Source organism: Paenibacillus oleatilyticus (assembly GCF_018998565.1).
In the GTDB taxonomy this organism is placed as follows: Bacteria; Bacillota; Bacilli; order Paenibacillales; family NBRC-103111; genus Paenibacillus_G; species Paenibacillus_G oleatilyticus.
This window is the reverse complement of record NZ_JAHNZO010000012.1, coordinates 1-20,001: the sequence shown is the minus strand read 5'-3', so window position 1 is coordinate 20,001 and position 20,001 is coordinate 1. Positions and strand designations below refer to the sequence as shown.

The 20,001-nt window shown below is 52.7% G+C and carries 19 protein-coding genes and 1 pseudogene; 1 reads left to right on the top strand and 19 read right to left on the bottom strand.

The features are described 5' to 3' along the window. From fliI to KQX66_RS16675, 16 genes are all read right to left on the bottom strand, one after another. A complete protein-coding gene (gene fliI / locus KQX66_RS16750) occupies positions 1 to 1,320 on the bottom strand; it encodes a flagellar protein export ATPase FliI (RefSeq protein ID WP_216793971.1) in 1,320 nt (439 codons plus the stop codon). Positions 1,321 to 1,323: 3 nt separating this feature from the next. Continuing rightward, the gene (locus KQX66_RS16745; RefSeq protein WP_216793970.1) at positions 1,324 to 2,142 is read right to left on the bottom strand and encodes a FliH/SctL family protein; all 819 of its coding nucleotides are present in this window, start codon (positions 2,140 to 2,142) and stop codon (positions 1,324 to 1,326) included. Beyond that, complete coding sequence (gene fliG, locus KQX66_RS16740; protein ID WP_029191232.1) at positions 2,135 to 3,160, bottom strand: flagellar motor switch protein FliG; 1,026 nt, start codon at positions 3,158 to 3,160, stop codon at positions 2,135 to 2,137. Before fliG ends, KQX66_RS16745 begins: the two co-directional genes overlap by 8 nt. A gap of 4 nt (positions 3,161 to 3,164) precedes the next feature. Then, positions 3,165 to 4,760: a flagellar basal-body MS-ring/collar protein FliF gene (gene fliF, locus KQX66_RS16735; protein ID WP_216793969.1), complete on the bottom strand. Its 1,596-nt coding sequence runs from the start codon at positions 4,758 to 4,760 to the stop codon at positions 3,165 to 3,167. A gap of 44 nt (positions 4,761 to 4,804) precedes the next feature. Beyond that, positions 4,805 to 5,107, bottom strand: a complete 303-nt coding sequence (gene fliE, locus KQX66_RS16730; RefSeq protein WP_216793968.1) for a flagellar hook-basal body complex protein FliE — start codon at positions 5,105 to 5,107, stop codon at positions 4,805 to 4,807. A gap of 22 nt (positions 5,108 to 5,129) precedes the next feature. Then, entirely contained in the window at positions 5,130 to 5,585 is a 456-nt protein-coding gene (flgC, locus tag KQX66_RS16725; protein ID WP_054972339.1) for a flagellar basal body rod protein FlgC, read from the bottom strand. 3 nt (positions 5,586 to 5,588) lie between these two features. Further along, positions 5,589 to 5,990, bottom strand: a complete 402-nt coding sequence (gene flgB / locus KQX66_RS16720; RefSeq protein WP_216793967.1) for a flagellar basal body rod protein FlgB — start codon at positions 5,988 to 5,990, stop codon at positions 5,589 to 5,591. 240 nt (positions 5,991 to 6,230) lie between these two features. Continuing rightward, positions 6,231 to 7,004, bottom strand: coding sequence for a GTP-sensing pleiotropic transcriptional regulator CodY (gene codY, locus KQX66_RS16715; protein WP_216793966.1), 774 nt, complete (start codon positions 7,002 to 7,004; stop codon positions 6,231 to 6,233). Positions 7,005 to 7,026: 22 nt separating this feature from the next. Then, on the bottom strand, positions 7,027 to 8,430 hold the full coding sequence (gene hslU / locus KQX66_RS16710) for an ATP-dependent protease ATPase subunit HslU (RefSeq protein ID WP_216793965.1): 1,404 nt from the start codon (positions 8,428 to 8,430) through the stop codon (positions 7,027 to 7,029). Between the two features lie 11 nt (positions 8,431 to 8,441). After that, positions 8,442 to 8,984, bottom strand: coding sequence for an ATP-dependent protease subunit HslV (hslV, locus tag KQX66_RS16705; protein WP_010491321.1), 543 nt, complete (start codon positions 8,982 to 8,984; stop codon positions 8,442 to 8,444). A 216-nt stretch (positions 8,985 to 9,200) separates the two neighbouring features. After that, positions 9,201 to 10,529 (bottom strand): FADH(2)-oxidizing methylenetetrahydrofolate--tRNA-(uracil(54)-C(5))-methyltransferase TrmFO, encoded by a 1,329-nt coding sequence (gene trmFO, locus KQX66_RS16700; RefSeq protein WP_216793964.1) that lies wholly within the window; start codon positions 10,527 to 10,529, stop codon positions 9,201 to 9,203. Between the two features lie 34 nt (positions 10,530 to 10,563). Then, positions 10,564 to 12,666, bottom strand: a complete 2,103-nt coding sequence (gene topA / locus KQX66_RS16695) for a type I DNA topoisomerase (RefSeq protein ID WP_216793963.1) — start codon at positions 12,664 to 12,666, stop codon at positions 10,564 to 10,566. Positions 12,667 to 12,706: 40 nt separating this feature from the next. After that, positions 12,707 to 13,810, bottom strand: a complete 1,104-nt coding sequence (gene dprA, locus KQX66_RS16690) for a DNA-processing protein DprA (RefSeq protein WP_216793962.1) — start codon at positions 13,808 to 13,810, stop codon at positions 12,707 to 12,709. 141 nt (positions 13,811 to 13,951) lie between these two features. Then, positions 13,952 to 14,884, bottom strand: a complete 933-nt coding sequence (sucD, locus tag KQX66_RS16685; protein ID WP_010491325.1) for a succinate--CoA ligase subunit alpha — start codon at positions 14,882 to 14,884, stop codon at positions 13,952 to 13,954. Positions 14,885 to 14,944: 60 nt separating this feature from the next. Beyond that, on the bottom strand, positions 14,945 to 16,105 hold the full coding sequence (gene sucC, locus KQX66_RS16680; protein ID WP_063186328.1) for an ADP-forming succinate--CoA ligase subunit beta: 1,161 nt from the start codon (positions 16,103 to 16,105) through the stop codon (positions 14,945 to 14,947). Between the two features lie 314 nt (positions 16,106 to 16,419). Further along, positions 16,420 to 16,680, bottom strand: a complete 261-nt coding sequence (locus tag KQX66_RS16675) for a hypothetical protein (RefSeq protein ID WP_216793961.1) — start codon at positions 16,678 to 16,680, stop codon at positions 16,420 to 16,422. Positions 16,681 to 16,858: 178 nt separating this feature from the next. Between KQX66_RS16675 and KQX66_RS16670 the strand changes: the two genes are divergently transcribed. After that, positions 16,859 to 18,439, top strand: a complete 1,581-nt coding sequence (locus tag KQX66_RS16670) for a YifB family Mg chelatase-like AAA ATPase (RefSeq protein ID WP_216793960.1) — start codon at positions 16,859 to 16,861, stop codon at positions 18,437 to 18,439. Here KQX66_RS16670 and KQX66_RS16665 read toward each other — a convergent pair. From KQX66_RS16665 to KQX66_RS16655, 3 genes and pseudogenes are all read right to left on the bottom strand, one after another. Then, positions 18,436 to 18,810: a YraN family protein gene (locus KQX66_RS16665; RefSeq protein WP_216793959.1), complete on the bottom strand. Its 375-nt coding sequence runs from the start codon at positions 18,808 to 18,810 to the stop codon at positions 18,436 to 18,438. The two genes, KQX66_RS16670 and KQX66_RS16665, sit on opposite strands and share 4 nt — an antisense overlap. Then, positions 18,807 to 19,103 carry an EscU/YscU/HrcU family type III secretion system export apparatus switch protein gene (locus tag KQX66_RS16660; protein ID WP_054972431.1) on the bottom strand — a complete coding sequence of 99 codons (297 nt, stop codon included), beginning with the start codon at positions 19,101 to 19,103 and terminating at the stop codon, positions 18,807 to 18,809. The genes KQX66_RS16665 and KQX66_RS16660 overlap by 4 nt, the downstream gene beginning before the upstream one ends. After that, a pseudogene (locus KQX66_RS16655) lies at positions 19,100 to 20,001 on the bottom strand (hypothetical protein); the annotation flags it as partial. The gene KQX66_RS16660 and the pseudogene KQX66_RS16655, both read right to left, overlap by 4 nt.

Sequence of the window (20,001 nt, the reverse complement as noted above, 5' to 3'; positions counted from 1 at the left end):
TCATCCCCTGTAAAATTCTCGAATTAGCCTTTCCTGCGCTTCCGCGTATGTCAGCTTCTCCGTGACGCGCTGTCGCGTATAATCCCATATCGCTTGTATCGAGTCGAGAGATTGATCAATTTCCGAATTTGATCCTCGCTGGTACGCCCCGATATTGATCAAATCTTCCGAATCTTTATACACAGATAGCAATCTTTTCAAGTTCTCGGCCGCAAGCTGCTGCTCGTGAGGAACAATTTCTTTCATCACCCGGCTAACGCTGGCAAGAACGTCGATAGCGGGGTAGTGCCCGCGGTTGGCTATGTTACGGTTCAACACGATATGACCATCCAGTATTCCCCGTACAGCATCCGCAATCGGCTCATTCATATCATCCCCATCGACTAGAACCGTATAAAATGCCGTAATGGAGCCCTTAGGTCCGGTACCCGACCGTTCCAGCAGCTTAGGTAGTGTCGCAAATACGGAAGGCGTATAGCCGCGAGTTGCAGGAGGTTCGCCTACCGCCAAGCCGACTTCACGCTGTGCCATGGCAAATCGGGTCACCGAGTCCATCATCAGCATCACGTTCATCCCGCGATCGCGAAAAAATTCAGCGATCGTCGTAGCGATCAGCGCACCCTTGATCCGGATGAGCGCCGGTTGATCCGACGTTGCGACGATGACAACCGAGCGTGCCAATCCTTCGGGACCGAGATCGCGTTCGATAAAATCGAGCACCTCTCTGCCGCGTTCTCCGATAAGCGCAATCACATTCACATCGGCTGACGTGTTGCGGGCGACCATTCCCATCAGCGTACTTTTGCCGACGCCGGACCCGGCGAAAATACCGACGCGCTGTCCCTTGCCTATCGTCAGCAGGCCGTCGATGCATCGTACGCCGACGCTAATCGGCTCTAGAACGCGCGGCCGTTTTAACGGATTGTTAGGTATATTATTAGTAGAATATTGGGTCATGCGCGACGGCAAAAACGTTCCGTCGAGCGGCTGACCGAGCCCGTCCAGCACTTTGCCAAGCAGCTCATGCCCTACCTGCACCGTTAGCGGCTTGCCGGTACCGACCACATCGCAGCCTGGACCAATGGCATGAAGCTCCCCGAGCGGCATAAGAATAACCTTGTTGTTCTTAAAGCCGACAACTTCCGCTTTGAGCGGCTGGTTCGATTTGAGCGGATAGATGTAGCATACGTCGCCGATGCTCGCATCCGGTCCTTCCGATTCGACCGTTAATCCAATGACCTGAGTGACTTTTCCGTTTACGCGCACCGGGTCGATTTGACTTAAATGCTCTATGTATTTCTGCGCTGATGGCACCTGCATAATCTAAGATCCCTCGCTTCGCAGCGCCACTTGCCGAAGCGCATTCTTGATTTCGTTCAGCTGCGTGTCGATGCGGGCGTCGATGCTTCCGAAGGAGGACCGAATGACGCATCCGCGATCTTGTACCGAGGCATCCGGAATAATTTGTAGCTCTGCTTGCGAATCTAAGTGCAACAAAAGTTCTTCTCGTGCGTCTTGTATATAGGAGAATTGAGAAGGCGATACGCAAAGCGCAATAATTCCCTTTTCTCTTCGCCGCGACAGCACCTTTTGGATCAGTTCGATAACCCATTCGGATTCCAGTGTCAGCTGGCGATCGACGATTTTCTCGGCAATCGAGCAGCTGAGCTCGATTAAGAACGGTTCGGATTCTTGAATGATCTGCTGCTTTAGTACGTACGATTGTTCCAAGATTTGCGACGCTTCCTGCAGCATGCTTTCGTACTGCTGGCGAAGCTCCGCTTCGGCTCTGGCCAGCCCTTCCTGGTAGCCTTGCTCGAAGCCCCGGTCCATCGCTTGCTCGATCGTTTCCTGATCCAGCTGTCTGCGTTCGTCCCACCAAGCTTCAATTTCGGCTTGGGCCTGCTGTCTGATGGCTGCGGCCTCATCCATAGCGGCGCGTACTTGTTCTTCGGCAAACGATTCGGCGTCTTGAAGAATTTGCTCCTTCATCTGCATCAGGTTGTCGAGCTCGAGCTGTTGTTCCTCCGTCAGTTCGCCGTCTTGCAGATGTTCTTGTTTAAGAACGGGAGGGGCCGGAGGCTCGACAAGCTTGCTGTCTTCCATAGCTACATATTGAAATGATTTGATGACATTAGACAATAATATCATCTCCTCCGCCACGGGCGATGATGATTTCACCGGCTTCTTCCAAACGTCTGATCGTAGCTACGATGCGTGTTTGCGCTTCTTCGACGTCACGCAGCCGAACCGGACCCATGTATTCCATTTCTTCCCGGAACGTTTCGGCCATCCGCTTGGACATGTTTTTGAAAATGGCTTCCCGAACTTCTTCGCTGGCCACTTTAAGCGCCAATTGGAGGTCGGCATTCTCGATGTCGCGGATAATGCGTTGGATCGAACGGTTGTCGATGTTGACGATGTCCTCGAATACGAACATCCGTTTCTTAATTTCCTCGGCAAGCTCAGGATCCTGAATCTCGAGCGAATCGAGGATCGTACGCTCTGTCCCGCGGTCGACGCCGTTCAAAATTTGAACGACGGCCGAAATCCCGCCGGCATTCGTATAGTCCTGCGTAACCGTGGCGGAAAGCTTCTGCTCAAGTACCCGCTCGACTTGGCTGATAACCTCCGGCGATGTGCTGTCCATCAAGGCAACCCGCTTCGCCACATCCGCCTGCTTCTCCTGAGGAAGCGAAGACAGGATGATGGAGGCTTGCTCCGGCTGCAGGTACGCGAGAACCAGAGCAATGGTTTGTGAATTTTCATTCTGAATAAAGTTCAAGATTTGAGCAGGATCGGCTTTCCGGGCAAAATCGAAAGGTCTCACTTGAAGCGTCGCCGTCAACCGATTGATGATATCCAATGCTTTTTGAGATCCGAGCGCTTTCTCCAGAATCTCTTTTGCATAAGTGATACCGCCTTGCGATATGAATTCTTGGGCCAAGCAAATTTGATGGAACTCTGCCAAGATCGCTTCTTTTTCGGCGTTGTCAACTTTCCTGACATTGGCTATTTCCAAAGTGAGCTGCTCAATTTCTTCGTCACGCAGATGTTTAAAAATTTGAGCGGACACTTCCGGACCCAAACTAATCAAAAGTATTGCGGCTTTTTGTCGCCCCGTTAAACCCGGTTGCTGTACTTTAGCCAAGTGTTGCACACCTCTATTCGTCTACTAACCAAGTGCGGAGCAGATTAACAAATTCTTCCGGTTTTTTCTTGGCAAGCTGTTCCAGCTGCTTGCGCACTTGATTTTCATTGTTCAAGTTATCGATATCGATGGTCGGGAATTCCACTCGCGGCGACTCGTCCAGGATCTCTTCTTCTTCCTCTTGCTGCGCCTTGCGTCTGCGGATAAACCAGTAGGCGCCTCCGGCAAGCAAAGCAAGAGCCAATCCGCCGAGCGCACCGTAGAGCAGCATCGAATTCGTGCTCGTTCCCTGGCTTTCGTTCGTTCTAGCGAACGTATGGGGAAACACAGTTACTTTTTTAAGTAGCTCCGCGTCCGTTATCGGTTGCTTGTTATCGGCCAAGCCTGCACGCACCACGTTGACGAGCATATTCCGGATCTCATTCACCGTTTCTGGCGAAAGCGAAGCCGGATTTTGCGGATCGGGTGGTTCAATGCCGACGTTAATGGTTAAATCTTTTACTATGTAGGGCGTCATCTCAATTTCGTTCGTAATCCGGTTGACTTCCCGATTTACCGTTTTTTGCAGTTCTTCGGAGTTCGTCTTTCCACTGTTGCTGCTGCCCGGGTATCCCGGCACATCCGTCGAGCCCGTTCCCGGTACGCCGGACGTCCCTGCACCACCGTCACTCGTATAGTTCTTTTGGATCTCCTGAATGGAAATGTCGAGCCCGGTTTGGTCTACCGTATTCGGCGCAGTCACCAGCTGCTCTTTGCGTCTCGTCTGATCGAAGTTCATCGTAGAGAACACACTTACGATCACTTTATCCCGGCCGAGAATAGAGCCGAGCATTTGCTGCACGTTGCGCTGCACATCGTTTCTGAACTTGTTGTTGATTTCGAACTGCTGCAAAGCGAGATTGGAAGCTCCGTTTACTTTGCCGTTCGCTTTGGAGTACTCGAGCAGATCGCCGTTTTGATCGGAAATCGTAATGTTCTCGACCGGAAGCCCTTTGATGCTGTGAGAAACCAAGTTATACATCGTATCGACCTTGGCCTGATCAAGCGTGTAGCCCGGCTTGATATCAAGCACGACGGAGGCCGATGCTTTCTCTGGTTGCTCCCCCTTCCGCAAGAACAAGCTTTCCTGTGGCAAGCTGATCAATACTTTCGAGCTTGCGATCGCATTGTTCGAGTTGATAAGCTGCTGCAGCTCGCCTTGAACAGCGTTCACGTATTTGACATCGAACTCTCTGTCCGTGGTGCCGAAGGTGCTGCTTTGGCTGAAGGCGCCATAGCCGACGTTGCCGTTTTTGTTCAAGCCTTGCGATTCAACGGCAAGCTTGACGCTGGCGACTTGACTGCGCGGAACGCCGATGCTTTTTCCGTCTTCGCTGAGCTGATACGGGATTTTGGCGCCGTCCAAGTACGCTTTGATGGCCGCTGCGTCGCTAGGCTGCAAGTTCGTGTAAGCCAAGGCGTACTCGGTTTTAGAAAAATTATAACTAATAATACCTACCGTCAGTATGACTAAAATCACAGTTGCGATAACAGTCCACTTTTGCGTTTTGCTGAATTGATTCCAATATTGCTTCGTTCGGTTCCAATATTGGAGCACATTTTCGTTCACTGTTTCACCCCATCTGATGAACCCTCGTCAGGTACGTTTGAAGATTAGATTTGCGTTCTCATGATTTCTTGATAAGCCTCGATGACTTTGTTTCGCACTTGAACCGTGAGCTCTAATCCCAAGGACGCTTTTTCAGAGGCGATCATCAGTTGATGCACGTCGGAAATTTCTCCTTTGACAAACTGATCCTTCATGACATCCGAAGTGGACTGCTGGTTATTCAGGTCGGCGATCGCATCGCTCAAAAATTTTCCGAATTGGTCCGTCACTTCAGATGCGCTAGTTATTTTAGGCTGAACGGCGCCGGCAATCTGCTGCGGCTGCTGCAATTTCAGGGATTCGATCATGATTATTACTCCTTTACGTTAACTATTTCCCGATTTCCAACGCTTTCCCGATCAAAGCCTTGGAAGCGTTCAGTGCGGTGACGTTGGCTTCGTAGGACCGGGTAGCCGAGATCATATCGACCATTTCTTTCAAAATGTCTACATTGGGCAAAAGTACCATGCCGTTCTCGTCCGCATCCGGATGCGTCGGGTCATAATGCTGTCTAAAAGGAGAAGGATCTTGGATCACTTGAGTTACCCGTACGCCGTCCCCGGCTCCCGAATTTTTACCGGACATGGCATTGGCAAGCGACTCGCCGAAATTTTGCTGTTTTGGTTCGAAAGACACCAGTTTGCGCTGATACGGGACCCATTTGCCGTTTACCATCTGCGCTCTTGTCGAATCCGCATTGGCGATATTAGACGAAATAACGTCCATCCGAAAGCGCTGCGCCGTTAGTGCGGAAGAACTGATGTCAAATCCGTTTGTAAGTCTCATCCGTTACCCTCTCCCGCCGATAGCTGTTCTGATTTTTTTGATCTCGCCGCTGACTTGCTGGACCATTACGTTGTATCGAAGTTGGTTTTTGGCCATGAGCGCCATTTCGTAATCGATATCGACGTTATTCAAGTTGTTGTTAATCATGGATTGGTTGTCACGAACGATTTGTGGCTCCGGCTTTGCCGGACGTCCGATATAAAAATGCCTCGGATCGGTCCGATACCCTTCAATCCCGGCTCCGTTCATTTCCTGCTGCAGCAGTTCTTCAAAACGAACTTCCGACCGTTTGAAAAAGGGCGTGTCGACATTTGCCACATTGTCGGCAATCACTTTTTGCCTAAGTGTGGCGGCATCAAGGGCACGCTCCAGCGTTTGAAATGAGGGCTTGTTTAAAATATTCATGCGTTGACTCCCACTTTCCAAGGATGATTCTGAATCTAGTTATTCAACAAGATAACGTAATATCCTCCTTCCTTCGACATCTAAACATAAAAAAAATACAATACGGTTTGTCGTAAAATGTAGTAAACGAGAACTACATCTATATTGAGAGATCTTGGAAGTGAATACAATATGAAAAAAGCCCTATATTTGCATATAGAGCCCGAAATGTTAAATATTTCACCTTTTTGAGAATGTTGGCTACGCTTTCACACTTTGGATTCCAGCCATCAATTGATCGTTCAAAACACGAATGTACGTTCCCTTCATTCCGAGCGAACGCGTTTCAATGACACCGGCGCTTTCCAGCTTGCGCAGAGCATTGACAATCACCGAACGGGTAATCCCTACGCGGTCCGCGATTTTACTGGCCACAAGTAGGCCTTCCGACCCTTCGAGCTGCTCGAATATATGTTCCACCGCTTCCAGCTCGCTGAAGGATAATGAACCGACCGCCACCTGAACGACCGCTTTGCCCCGGGCTTCGATCTCAATCTGCTCCGCTTTTTCGCGCAAAATCTCCATCGCCACAACAGTTGACCCATATTCTGCCAAAATCAAATCATCATCAATAAACATGCCGTTGCGCTTCGTGAGAACGAGTGTTCCCAACCGTTCGCCGCCGCCGATGATCGGAACAATCGTCATGTAAAAGCCGGCATCGTGCGAAATTTGTCGAAAGATATCGAATTCGCTTCCTGCCTCCAGGTTGGAGGACGTCTCCTCCACCTTGAGCAAAAGCTGGTTGTATTCGGACGGAAACCGGTTTTCCTGCAGCACCGTTTCGTTGACGCCGGCCTCGAATACGGGCGTTGTGAATGCGCTCCCCAGCACCTTTCCTCTCCGACTGACGACAAATATATCCGCCTGCAAAATATCGCTCAGCACCGCGGCCATATCCATAAAGCTGACTGGGTTCCCCGCTTCCTTTTGCAGCAGTTTATTCAGCCTTCTGGTTTTCATCAAAAGTGTCATTAGTCTTGCCTCCAAGTTGACATTACAAAATGTACTGGCTGAGATCCCGGTTCTGCACGATACCGGACAGCTTTTCCCTGACATACTCCGGTGAGATTACGATTTGCTCAAGCGTGATTTCCGGCGCTTCAAAGGACAAATCTTCCAGCAATTTCTCTAAAATGGTATGCAGACGGCGGGCGCCGATGTTATCGGTATTCTGATTCACGTCAGCGGCAATCCGGGCAATTTCCAGAATCGCTTCGTCGGAAAACTCGACACGTATCCCTTCCGTTTCCAGCAGTGCCGTATATTGTTTGGTTAATGCATTTTTCGGCTCTTTCAATATGAGCACAAAGTCCTGCTCCGATAAACTGCTTAGCTCGACCCGGATCGGAAACCGCCCCTGAAGCTCGGGAATTAAATCCGACGGTTTTGCGATATGGAATGCCCCTGCCGCCACAAACAGGATATAATCCGTTTTTACAGGGCCGTATTTGGTCATGACGGTCGATCCCTCGACAATAGGCAAAATGTCCCGCTGCACGCCCTCACGTGAGACGTCCGGCCCACTGCCGCGGCTGGAGCTGCATATCTTATCGATCTCGTCGATGAAAATGATGCCGCCCTGCTCGGCTCGCTTCACCGCTTCCTGGATCACTTCGTCCATATCCAGCAGCTTTTGGGCCTCCTCTTGAAGCAGCACCTTGCGCGCTTCTTTGATCGGGAGCTTGCGCTTTTTCGTGCGCTTCGGCATCAGGCTTCCGAACAGCTCCTGCATATTCATGCCCGCCTGGTCGTTGCCCTGTCCCGCCAGCATATCGAACATCGAAGGGGAGCTATCCTCCACCTCGATTTCGATCACTTGATTCTCAAGCTCGCCACGCAGAAGACGCTCCCTAACTTCCTGCCTCTGGGACGCAATCGACGAATCCGTTTCCGGCTCCGTATCCGTATGGCCTGCATTCTGCTGGCCAAACAGCATTTCCAGCGGATTGCGCTGGCCCCGGTGCTTGGATGGACTAGGTACAAGGATGGATACGATCCGGTCGTTAACCATTTGTTCCGCACGGTCCTTAAGCTTATCGGTTTTCTCAGCTTTTACCATGCGGATCGACGTTTCCACCAAGTCCCGGACCATCGACTCGACATCGCGTCCGACGTATCCGACTTCCGTAAATTTGGTCGCCTCGACCTTGATAAACGGCGCATTGACCAGCTTTGCCATGCGGCGGGCAATTTCCGTCTTGCCGACGCCAGTCGGTCCGATCATTAACAGGTTCTTCGGTGCGATCTCGTCGCGGAGCGATTCTTCGAGCAGGCTCCGGCGGTACCGGTTTCGCAGCGCGACAGCAACGGACTTCTTGGCCTGCTTCTGTCCGACGATATACTTATCCAATTCGGCTACGATTTCTCTGGGGGTTAAGGCTATTTGCTTCAACGTCATAACCTCCTGGATCATTCGATTTCTTCGACAATGATATTGTGATTCGTAAACACGCAAATCTCCGCCGCCATCGTAAGCGCGGCATGGGCGATTTCCTTCGCGCTCATCTGCGGCGCATAACGGTGCAGCGCCCGGCCTGCGGCGAGCGCAAAGCTGCCCCCGGAACCGATCGCCAGGATACCGTCGTCCGGCTCGATGATTTCCCCGTTGCCGGATAAAAGCAGCAGACCGCTTCGGTCCATCACGATCATCATCGCTTCCAGTCTGCGCAGCACGCGATCCTGACGCCAATCTTTGGTCAGTTCGACGGCAGACCGCTGCAAATTGCCGTGATGCTCCTCCAGCTTCGCCTCGAACTTCTCGAATAATGTAATCGCATCGGCGACCGACCCGGCAAACCCGGCTATGACGTTGCCGCGATACAATCTTCTCACTTTTTTGGCTTGACTCTTCATGACCATGCTGTTACCGAAGGTCACTTGGCCGTCCCCTGCAATAGCGCCCTTGCCCTGATGGCGGACGGCAAAAATCGTCGTGGCGTGAAATTGCTCCATGGGCCCGATATTCCTCCTCATTGTAAAGAAAAGCTTCGGATTAAGCGCTTTTCCGCCCACAATTGCACTTGCTGCGGGCTTCCGGAACTTCGTAGATGGTGCATAAATTAGTTGTCTACAAGACGAAAACTAAGCTGTTTCAAGCTTAGTTTGGCGAAAGCTCCGTATTAACGGAGCGAGATTATATTCGTGATCTATCGTAACACAGTACATGTTTTATTTACAAGGCGAATTGTATAGGTTTTGTGAAAAATTCTGAATTTTCTCAATTGCACGCGTAGCAATTTTTTCATACTTCAGCTTCTTGTTTTTGATCTTCTCGTCAAGCGGCGCAAAAAGCCCGAAGTTGGCGTTCATCGGCTGAAAATGCTTGAAATCGGCCGTCGTGATGTATTGCGCCATGCTGCCGAGCGCGGTATCCGGAGGCAGTACGAACATCTCCTCCCCTTTGGCGTAGCGCGCCGCGTTCATCCCCGCAATGAGCCCCGAAGCAGCCGATTCGACGTATCCTTCCACACCGGTCATCTGTCCGGCAAAGAACAGGCTGTCCCGGTCTTTGAACTGGTACGTAGGACGCAGCAGCCTTGGCGAATTGATGAACGTATTGCGGTGCATGACGCCGTACCGGACAAACTCCGCGTTTTCCAATCCGGGAATAAGGGAAAGTACCCGTTTCTGTTCGCCCCACTTCAAGTGGGTCTGAAAGCCTACCAAATTATAGAGCGTGCCGGCCGCATTATCCTGGCGCAGCTGAACGACTGCGTAAGGCAATTCGCCCGTATGCGGATTGATTAGCCCAACGGGCTTCATCGGACCGAATAAGACGGTTTGCCGGCCGCGCTTCGCCATCACTTCGATCGGCATGCAGCCTTCGAAATAAATCTCTTTCTCGAACTCCTTCATCGGCGCCGTTTCCGCGGAGATCAAGGCCTCGTAGAACACCGTAAATTCCTCTTCGGTCATCGGGCAGTTCAAATAGGCAGCCTCGCCCTTATCATAACGGGAGGCGAGATAAACTTTGCTCATATCGATCGATTCTTTTTCCACAATCGGCGCAGCCGCGTCATAGAAGTATAAGTACTCCTCGCCCGTCAGCTCCTGCAAATGCTTGGAAAGCGCAGGTGAGGTTAGCGGTCCGGTCGCAACGACGACAATTCCTTCAGGAAGCGACTCCAGCTCCTCGTTGCGCACCTCGATCAGCGGATGGTTGCGCAGCAAGGACGTTACCTCGCCCGAGAAGCCTTCCCGGTCGACGGCAAGCGCCCCGCCGGCCGGAACGGCATGCTTGTCGGCTGCACGCAATATTAACGAGTTCAGGATGCGCATTTCTTCCTTCAATACGCCCACCGCGTTCGTCAATCCGTTCGCCCGCAGCGAATTGCTGCAGACGAGCTCGGCGAATTGATCGGAAATGTGCGCAGGCGTTTTTTTCACGGGACGCATTTCATATAAAACCACCGGCACGCCTTGGCTTGCGATTTGCCACGCGGCTTCGCTGCCAGCCAAGCCCGCGCCGATGACAGTCACTTTCGGTAAGACAGTCAACTTCCGTTCCTCCTATATGAAGCCAGATGACAAGTTAGTCCTGATCTTGCTCTTCTTTCGCTTCTTCTCTAAAGTCGCAGGACACGCATTGGACGAACGTTCCTGATTTGTTTCGCTTTTCGACGAGCATCGCGCCGCACTTCGGACACGGGTACCCTACCGGTTTATCCCACGAGACGAAATCGCATTCCGGATAGCGGTCGCATCCATAGAAGATGCGCCCTTTTTTGCTGCGGCGTTCGATGATTTTCCCTTCGTGGCAATTCGGACAGGTGACGCCGGTATCCTTGACGATCGGCTTTGTATTGCGGCAATCCGGGAAACCGGAGCAGGCCAGAAACTTGCCGAACCGTCCCATCTTGTAGACGAAATGACGGCCGCATTTCTCGCAAATCTCATCGGAAACCTCGTCCTGAATCTCGACTTTCTCCATCTCTTCCTCAGCCACTTCAAGCCGCTTCTCGAACGACTCGTAAAACTCGCTCAGCACGCGGACCCAATCTTCTTTCCCTTCCTCGATGTGGTCCAGTCCCTCTTCCATATGGGCGGTGAAATCCACGTCCAAAATTTCCGGAAAAAATTCGATCATCTGTTGAATAACCAGCTCACCGAGCTCGGTCGGCACAAATTTCTTTTCTTCTATAGCTACATAACCGCGCTTTTGGATCGTTTCGAGGGTCGGAGCGTAGGTGCTCGGACGTCCGATGCCCATTTCTTCCAACGCCTTAACCAATCGCGCTTCCGTAAAACGCGGCGGAGGCTGCGTAAAATGCTGCTTCGGGTCGATCTGCTGCTTTTTTACCTTATCCCCTTCTTTCAGTGGCGGGAGCAGCTTATCGTCATCCCCTGTATCTACCGCAGCATCGTCGTTTCCTTCCACATACACCTTCATAAAGCCGTGGAACTTCACCTTCGAACCGACGGCCCGGAAAATGGTATTGGCGGCCGTCAAATCGACGGTCATCGTATCCAGAACCGCAGAAGCCATCTGGCTCGCGACGAAGCGTTCCCAAACGAGCTTGTAGAGGCGATACTGATCGCGGCTCAAGTGCTGTTTGATCTGATCCGGCTCGCGCAGCACCGAGCTCGGACGAATCGCTTCGTGCGCATCCTGCGCGTTCGTATTTTTCTTCGTATAAACGCGCGGCGTTTCGGGATAAAAGGACTCCCCGAATTTTTGCACGATATAGTCTTTCGCTTCTTCCTGGGCTACAGGAGAAATCCGCGTCGAATCGGTACGCATATACGTAATCAAACCGACCGTACCTTCGCTGCCGAGATCGATTCCTTCATATAATTGCTGCGCTACCGACATCGTCTTGGCCGCGCGAAAGTTTAATTTCCGGGCCGCCTCCTGCTGAAGCGAGCTTGTAATGAAAGGAGGGGACGGATTGCGTAGACGTTCCTTTTCCTTGACTTCGCTTACAATAAACTCGGCCTTCTGAAGCGAGGCCAAGACAGCGTTCACTTCTGCTTCGTTCTTCAGTTCTTTCTTTTCGCCGTCTACGCTGTAAAACTTCGCATCAAAATCCGCTTTCCCCGAGGATAATTTGGCCGTAATGGTCCAATATTCTTCGGGCACGAACGCTTTAATCTCATTCTCGCGGTCATAGATCAGCTTTACAGCCACGGATTGCACCCGTCCGGCGGATAGCCCTTTCTTGACCTTCTTCCAAAGCAGCGGGCTGATTTTGTAGCCTACCAGCCGGTCCAGTATGCGCCGGGCCTGCTGCGCGTTCACCAGATCCTGATTGATTTTGCGGGGGGTCTTGAATGCATCCTTGACCGCCTGCTTCGTGATCTCGTTGAACACGACACGGCACGCCTCCTGATCGGAGAGCTCAAGATAATGAGCCAAGTGCCAGGCAATCGCCTCGCCTTCGCGATCAGGGTCCGCCGCCAGATATACTTTTTTCACGCGCTTGCTTGCGTCTTTAAGCTCTTTGAGTACGGAGCCTTTGCCCCGGATCGTAATATATTTCGGTTCAAAGTTTTTCTGAACTTCGACTCCGATCTGGCTCTTCGGTAAATCCCGAATATGTCCCATCGATGCTTTTACAATATATTTGCTTCCTAAATATTTGCTGATCGTTTTGGCTTTTGCGGGTGACTCCACAATGACTAACGAATCGGCCATAGGGTCTTGCCCCCTTCGACAATGGAAATATGTATGACCATCAAGGTACGGCGTACACCGAACCCGGTAGTTCGACGATCCTGCGCGTCATTAGTAAATTTATCAGAACTGAATGCAAATGTCCAAAGGTAAATTGGCTTTGCGAAAGCAATTCGTCGATCGTAAGCGGACGGTAACGAAGCATGTCAACGATTTTTTGCTCGTCTTTGGACAAGACAGGCACTGCTTCCGTTGTATTCATAATGTATGCCTTTTGATCCAAGGATATCCGGCCCGCGTATTCCTCCAAGATGTCCGCCGCTCCGGTAACCAGCTTGGCCCCCTGCTTCAGCAGGGATAGTGTGCCTTCGCTCTTGGGAGAGGAGATCGGGCCGGGAACGGCAAACACGTCGCGCGAAGCTTCCAGTGCCTGGTCGACCGTGATCAGGGAGCCGCTTTTCAGTGCCGCTTCAACTACGACAACTCCAAGGCTCAAACCGGCAATAATGCGGTTGCGCTGCGGAAACAAGCCGGGATGCGGCCTTGTGCCGAGCGGGTATTCAGACAAAATCAGCCCGGATTCGGAAATTTTACGGTATAAAGTTTTGTTCTCGGGTGGATACACCGTCTCGATACTACAGCCCAGTACGGCTACGGTGCTCCCGTGGCTGCGCAAAGCTCCTTCGTGGGCTGTGCTGTCAATCCCTCGGGCGAGCCCGCTTACCACGCATACGCCTGCTGTAGATAATGATTCGGCCAGACGCTCGGCCGTCATTTTCCCGTAAGCGGTCGGAGTGCGCGTGCCGACCATGGCAATGCACGGGCGGTTGACGATATCCAGTTGTCCCCGGTAATACAAGATCCGAGGCGGGTCGGCTGTCTCCAAAAGCATCGTCGGATAACGGTCATCCCCAAGGACCACCCACTCGATGTGCAGTTCCTCGTAACGGGATCGCGTGGCGTCCAATTGAGCTTCGGTTAATTTGCCGAGTCCTCTAGCCATTTGTTCGGCCCGGACCGGGGTCAGGCCAAATTCAAGCCAATCGGCATAACTAAGCGAAAGGATATCGCATAACCGCGGAAACTGCCGCATCAGCCGGCCAATCGTCTTCGAACCGACACCTTCCATATGATGCAAGGCAAATAGCATGCTTCGGTTGTCCATATAGTATAGCTCACTCCTTTGGTCAGAAACAACTTTCTTCATTTGTAAGGTATAGCCAAAAAATAAAAAAGCCTCTCAAACCCGTATTTCATACGGGTTTGAGAGGCTGCTTGCCATCTCGTCATTGATGCGAAAGGCGGCTTACTTCTTGGTGATGCACTTTTCGAGCAGGCCTTTTTCTTCCAATACGCTCACCAGAGTGGAGCCCATTTCGGAAGGTGTCGGCGCTACTTTGATACCGCAGCGTTCCATCGTTGCGACTTTCTCCGCTGCCGTACCTTTGCCGCCGGAAATGATGGCGCCTGCGTGGCCCATCCGTTTTCCTGGAGGCGCCGTTTGACCGCCGATGAAGCCGACAACCGGCTTCTTCATGTTCGCTGCGATCCACTCTGCCGCTTCTTCTTCTGCGGAACCGCCGATTTCACCGATCATGATGACGGCATAAGTATCCGGATCTTCATTGAACAGCTTCAGGATATCGATGAACTCGGAGCCTTTAACCGGGTCGCCGCCGATTCCTACGGCAGACGATTGGCCGATGCCGCGAGTCGTCAGCTGATGTACCGCTTCGTAAGTCAGCGTTCCGCTTCGGGATACGACGCCGACATGACCCGGTGTATGGATGTAGCCCGGCATGATGCCGATTTTGCACTCGCCCGGAGTGATGACGCCTGGGCAGTTCGGCCCGATCAAACGGGTCTTTTTACCTTCCATGTAACGGCTGACTTTGACCATATCCAGCACCGGAATGCCTTCCGTGATGCAGATGACGAGATCGAGCTCAGCGTCAACGGCTTCCATGATCGAATCCGCAGCGAAAGCCGGCGGAACGTAGATAACCGAAGCGGTAGCGCCGGTTGCATTTTTTGCTTCCAGTACAGTGTTGTACACCGGAAGAGTTACCGTCGTGCCGTTTTCCAGCGTGAAATCAACATTCGTGCCGCCTTTGCCAGGAACCGCGCCGGCTACCATTTGCGTGCCGTACTCCAGGCCGCCCAGCGTATGGAACATGCCTGTCTTGCCTGTCATGTTCTGAGTGATGACCTTCGTATTTTTATCAACCAAAATAGACATGGTTAAAATTCACATCCTCTAATAGTATGGAAGAAGAAAGGTGCTGCTTCGTAAGAGAAATTACTTCACCAGCGCAACGATTTTTTGCGCGCCGTCGGCCATCGAATCGGCTGCTACGATGTTCAAACCGGATTCGTTCAAAATCTTTTTGCCGAGATCCACGTTCGTGCCTTCCAGACGTACGACAAGCGGACGGTCCAGACCCAGTTCCTTCGCTGCAGCCACAACGCCTTCAGCGATAATGTCGCACTTCATGATGCCGCCGAAAATGTTAACGAAAATTCCTTTTACATTCTCGTCGGACAGGATGATTTTGAACGCTTCGGTTACTTTCTCTTTCGTAGCGCCGCCCCCTACATCGAGGAAGTTGGCCGGTTCGCCGCCATAGTATTTGATGATATCCATCGTCGCCATAGCCAGACCTGCACCGTTAACCATGCAGCCGATATTGCCGTCGAGCGCGATGTAGCTCAGGTCGAATTTGGAAGCTTCGATTTCTTTTGCGTCCTCTTCGTCCAGGTCGCGCAGCTCAAGGATGTCTTTATGACGGAATAGCGCGTTGGAGTCGAAGTTCAGCTTCGCGTCAAGCGCCATAACGTTGCCGTCACCCGTAACAACGAGCGGGTTGATTTCGGCGATGGAGCAATCTTTTTCGACGAAAGCGGTATACAAAGCGGTCATGAATTTAACGGCTTTGCTTACGAGCTCGCCCGGAATATTGATGGCATAAGCCAGCTTGCGCGCTTGAAACGCTTGCAGACCGACAGCCGGATCGATTACTTCTTTGAAGATTTTCTCCGGAGTGTGGGCGGCTACTTCTTCGATCTCCGTTCCGCCTTCTTCGGAAGCCATCATGACGACGCGGCCCGTAGCGCGGTCGACCACAAGGCCGATGTAATATTCTTTCTTAATATCGCAGCCTTGCTCGATCAGGAGGCGTTTTACTTCTTTACCTTCCGGACCGGTTTGATGCGTAACGAGGACTTTACCCAGGATTTCCTGTGCGTATGTACGAACTTCGTCGAGATTCTTGGCAACTTTGACGCCGCCCGCTTTACCGCGGCCGCCGGCGTGAATTTGCGCTTTGACGACAACTACGGGAGTACCCAGCGATTTCGCTGCTTCCACCGCTTCGTCTACCGTGAAAGCCACTTTTCCTTCCGGTACGGCAACCCCGTACTGTTTCAGCACTGCTTTGCCTTGATACTCATGGATATTCATTTAGCAAAATCCTCCTATCAGTAATAACTTACTATATGGAATCGACCCTTCCCAAGCTCGGGACGAGTCCACTCGCTAATAAACGTCCGGTTGCCAAACACTAGCATGTCCTAAACGGCAAACCTTTATCATTGTACCACTTTTTTCGAGCGGTTTCCTTATATTTTGTGTTAAATATTTGATACATCTTTTTTATAAGCGTCGAAAAGAATAGTTATTTGGAAAATTAACCATGCGCGGCTGCGAAATATGTAAAAAGCGCATCTACCCGATACTCTGCATACCGAAAATAGATGCGCCGCACGCAATACCTGTTAATAATAAGTCGGGTTGGCCGGCGTTCCCGCCCGGGGCTCCCGCTCCGCTTGCTTTAAAAAACGCATTTCGTTTCCGGTAAAACTGCATACCATGCATTGAATGGTCGGTTCGGTTTCGTCGATGCGCTGCGGTTCGGCCACCTCTTGGACGGTTCCGGAAATCGCATCCTTGATAAAAGGCTGGGAAAAGCTCGAGATCATACTGAATTTGATCCGGTTGGAACGGCAGTTCGGACAAAAGTAAGGTTTTTCCTGCATCTCATGATCACCTCATCGAGTATGTTTGCCAATTGTTGATTTTTTATCCGGAAACATCCTGGATCGGTACGATTCGGTTGCGCTGGACAAGGGGACATATTACAATACAGGTAAGTGAATACGGCAGATAAGGAAGCACCTTTCGCCATGAATCGACATGGGAGAGGTGTGTTTATTTATGTACGGGAAAGTGGTAAGCGCTTGTCTGCATGGCGTGGACGGAAAGCTCGTCGAAGTCGAGGTGGATCTGAGCAACGGTTTGCCGCAAATGATGATCGTCGGGCTGCCTGATGTGGCCATCAAAGAGTCGATGGAGCGCGTCCGGGCCGCGATCAAAAATTGCGGATTTACGTTTCCTTTGCAGCGGATCACGGTGAATCTGGCGCCGGCGGACCTGCGGAAAGAAGGCTCGGCCTTCGATTTGGCCATTGCCCTCGGCATTCTCAAAACGAGCGGGCAACTGCCGGACGAAGCGCTAAGCGATACGTTGATTATCGGGGAGCTTGCGCTGGACGGGTCCGTCCGGTCGGTCCCCGGCGTCTTGTCGATGATCGCAACGGCCCGGGAACACGGAATAGCCCGTGTGATCGTACCGGCGGAAAATGCGGAGGAAGCCGCTTGGATCGGAGGGTGCGAGGTTCGCTGCGTTCGGCATTTGAGCCAGTTTCGGAAGTCCGAGGGGGATGCGGAGGCGGCTGTTGCTGGCGGAGCCGAGGAATTGAGTGCCGGGCCGATGGAATCTTTAACGGCTGCTTCTCGGGAAACGAGTACAGCGGAGGACGATTATGCCGACGTCAGCGGTCAGCTCCATGTCAAGCGGGCACTCATGATCAGTGCGGCCGGCATGCACAATTTCATCCTTATCGGTCCTCCGGGGACCGGCAAGACGATGCTGGCCAAAAGACTTCCTACCATTTTGCCGCCCATGAGCGATTCGGAGTCGCTGGACGTCACGAAAATTTACAGCGCTTCGGGAAAATTCGCCGACCGGCGGCAGCTCATCCGCGAGCGACCGTTTCGGATGCCTCATCATACGATTTCCGCCGGAGGCCTTGTGGGAGGCGGGGGCATTCCCAAGCCTGGAGAAGTAAGCCTGGCGCATCGCGGCGTACTTTTTCTGGACGAGCTTCCGGAGTTTTCCCGGGTCGCCCTGGAAGTGCTGCGCCAACCGATGGAGGACCGGTTTGTGACCATCGGCCGCGCGCGGGCCGTTTATCGCTTCCCGGCGCATTTCCTGCTCGCGGCCTCGATGAATCCGTGTCCGTGCGGGTATTGGGGAGCGGCGAGCGATCAGCAAGGCTGCGTATGCAGTCCGCTTAAAATATCGCATTATCGCGCGAAAATTTCCGGGCCGCTCCTGGACCGGATTGATCTGCACGTCGAAGTGCCGAGAATCGAGTATAAGGACTTACGCGGGCCGCAGCAGCCTTTGTCGTCTGCCGAAATGCGCGACGCCGTGGAGCGGGCGCACGAAATCCAAAAACGCCGATACGCTGAGGCGGGTATCATGTTTAACAGTGAGCTTAACGGCAAAAAGCTGCAGGAGCATGTAAAGCTGGACCCTCCCTCTGCGCAGCTGCTGGAGCGGTCCTTTTCAGCGCTCGGTTTGAGCGTGCGCGCGCATGACCGGATTCTGAAAATCGCGCGCACGATCGCCGATCTGGAAGGGCAGTCCGAAATCCGGGCAGATCATGTGGCCGAGGCGCTGCAGTATCGGGTGCTCGATAAAAAAATAAATCCGCATACGCTTTTCGGTTAAAAAGCGTTGCGGATATGCTCAAGCTCCCGGACGGCGCCGGTCGGGTCCGTTTGGATCGAGATGACGTCGAAACGGACCTGCTTGTCCTGGAGCCGCTGCATATGCATGTATACTTGAGCGGTCTCCATCACCTGCCGCTGCTTGCGCGGGTTGACCGACTCCTGCGGCGTGCCGAAGGTCCCGCCTATGCTACGGGTCCGTACCTCGATAAAAACCAAAATATCGTGATCCTCGGCAATCAAGTCGATTTCGCCGGTCCGGCAGCGCCAGTTTCGGGTACGGAGCTTCAATCCTTGCCTCTGCAAATGATCGGCCGCAGCCGCTTCACCGAGGGCTCCGAGCTCCTTGCGGCTCAGCCGGGCTTCCTTCATCGGACATCGCTCCTCCATTCCTTGGCTCGTTGATCCGAACGGTAAATATAACTAAGCACCTCGGCGACCAGTTTATAGAGCTCCGGCGGTATTTCTTGATCCAAGTCAAGCTTGGACAATACTTCGACCAGGGAAGCGTCTTCCTGAATCGGAACGCCGCTCTCCTTGGCTTTCTCCATAATTTGCTCGGCGACTCTGCCCTTTCCTTTGGCGATGACCTTCGGGGCATCCGACATTTCGGGGGCGTACTTCAGGGCCACCGCTTTTTTTAACCCGACTGGTTTCTCCTTCATATCCGAATGTCCATTCCCTTATACGGTTTTTGCGAGTATGCGTTCGGCAGCCGGCCGGCTCCGGGATGGTTAAGGGTCTCGGCAAAAGCCGAAACGGCTTCATTGCCCTCCTGAACGGCTTTTGTCGGGTACGGACTGTACTTCATCGAAATAAATTGATAGCCGATGGACGCAAGTCCGGCCGCAATCTCCTCTTTATGCGCTTCCAGCAGCTCTTGCGTAAAAGGCGAATCGTTATGAACATGCAGGCTGACAATGTTATTTACCACCTGCACATCAACCATGGTATCTCCAAGCATTTTCATGCGCAGGTCAAACACAAGCCGACAGTTACTGGCGTCCAGGCTGCCGTTTTTGCCTTTGCGCGATTGAATATGGACCGCAGCCGTTTGTTCGCCGCCGGCATGCATGATCGGCACAAACAGCGTAAGATGAGAAAGCATCGCATTCCGGTCGGCGCTTAACATGAGCTGCTGTCCGGTAATTTGCTGCACCGCCTGCTGGGCCGCGTCCTTCAAGCCTTGCGGAGCATCGGAAGCCTGTGACAGCTGCATCAGCAGACTTTTGAGCGTGTCCGCCGATTTGGCAAAGTCAGCTTGCGCACCGGCCGATGCATGAGACAGTCCCGACTGCGGGGCATCCGGCATGGTCCGCTCCAGCAGCTTCATCGCTTGATGCTCATGCTCGATGCCAAGCGTTTTCATAAGACGCCCGATCAAGTTGCCGCCCTCTTGCGGCGCTTGTACAGGCTGCGCCGCCGCCTGCGCTCCCGCGCTTGTGCTCGCTCCCGGCTGCGCCGCTGCTTGCGCTCCCGCGCTTGCGCTCGCTCCCGGCTGCGCCGCTGCTTGCGCTCCCGCGCTTGCGCTCGCTCCCGGCTGCGCCGCTGCTTGCGCTCCCG

Coding starts and splice junctions, on each gene's coding strand:
- dprA (WP_216793962.1), bottom strand. CDS start 13,810: ATGGACAACCGAAGCATGCTATTTGCCTTGCATCATATGGAAGGTGTC.
- flgB (WP_216793967.1), bottom strand. CDS start 5,990: ATGAATATTTTAAACAAGCCCTCATTTCAAACGCTGGAGCGTGCCCTT.
- KQX66_RS16670 (WP_216793960.1), top strand. CDS start 16,859: ATGTACGGGAAAGTGGTAAGCGCTTGTCTGCATGGCGTGGACGGAAAG.
- flgC (WP_054972339.1), bottom strand. CDS start 5,585: ATGAGACTTACAAACGGATTTGACATCAGTTCTTCCGCACTAACGGCG.
- codY (WP_216793966.1), bottom strand. CDS start 7,004: ATGACACTTTTGATGAAAACCAGAAGGCTGAATAAACTGCTGCAAAAG.
- hslV (WP_010491321.1), bottom strand. CDS start 8,984: ATGGAGCAATTTCACGCCACGACGATTTTTGCCGTCCGCCATCAGGGC.
- KQX66_RS16675 (WP_216793961.1), bottom strand. CDS start 16,680: ATGCAGGAAAAACCTTACTTTTGTCCGAACTGCCGTTCCAACCGGATC.
- topA (WP_216793963.1), bottom strand. CDS start 12,666: ATGGCCGATTCGTTAGTCATTGTGGAGTCACCCGCAAAAGCCAAAACG.
- KQX66_RS16665 (WP_216793959.1), bottom strand. CDS start 18,810: ATGAAGGAAGCCCGGCTGAGCCGCAAGGAGCTCGGAGCCCTCGGTGAA.
- hslU (WP_216793965.1), bottom strand. CDS start 8,430: ATGACGTTGAAGCAAATAGCCTTAACCCCCAGAGAAATCGTAGCCGAA.
- KQX66_RS16660 (WP_054972431.1), bottom strand. CDS start 19,103: ATGAAGGAGAAACCAGTCGGGTTAAAAAAAGCGGTGGCCCTGAAGTAC.
- fliE (WP_216793968.1), bottom strand. CDS start 5,107: ATGATCGAATCCCTGAAATTGCAGCAGCCGCAGCAGATTGCCGGCGCC.
- sucC (WP_063186328.1), bottom strand. CDS start 16,105: ATGAATATCCATGAGTATCAAGGCAAAGCAGTGCTGAAACAGTACGGG.
- fliI (WP_216793971.1), bottom strand. CDS start 1,320: ATGCAGGTGCCATCAGCGCAGAAATACATAGAGCATTTAAGTCAAATC.
- sucD (WP_010491325.1), bottom strand. CDS start 14,884: ATGTCTATTTTGGTTGATAAAAATACGAAGGTCATCACTCAGAACATG.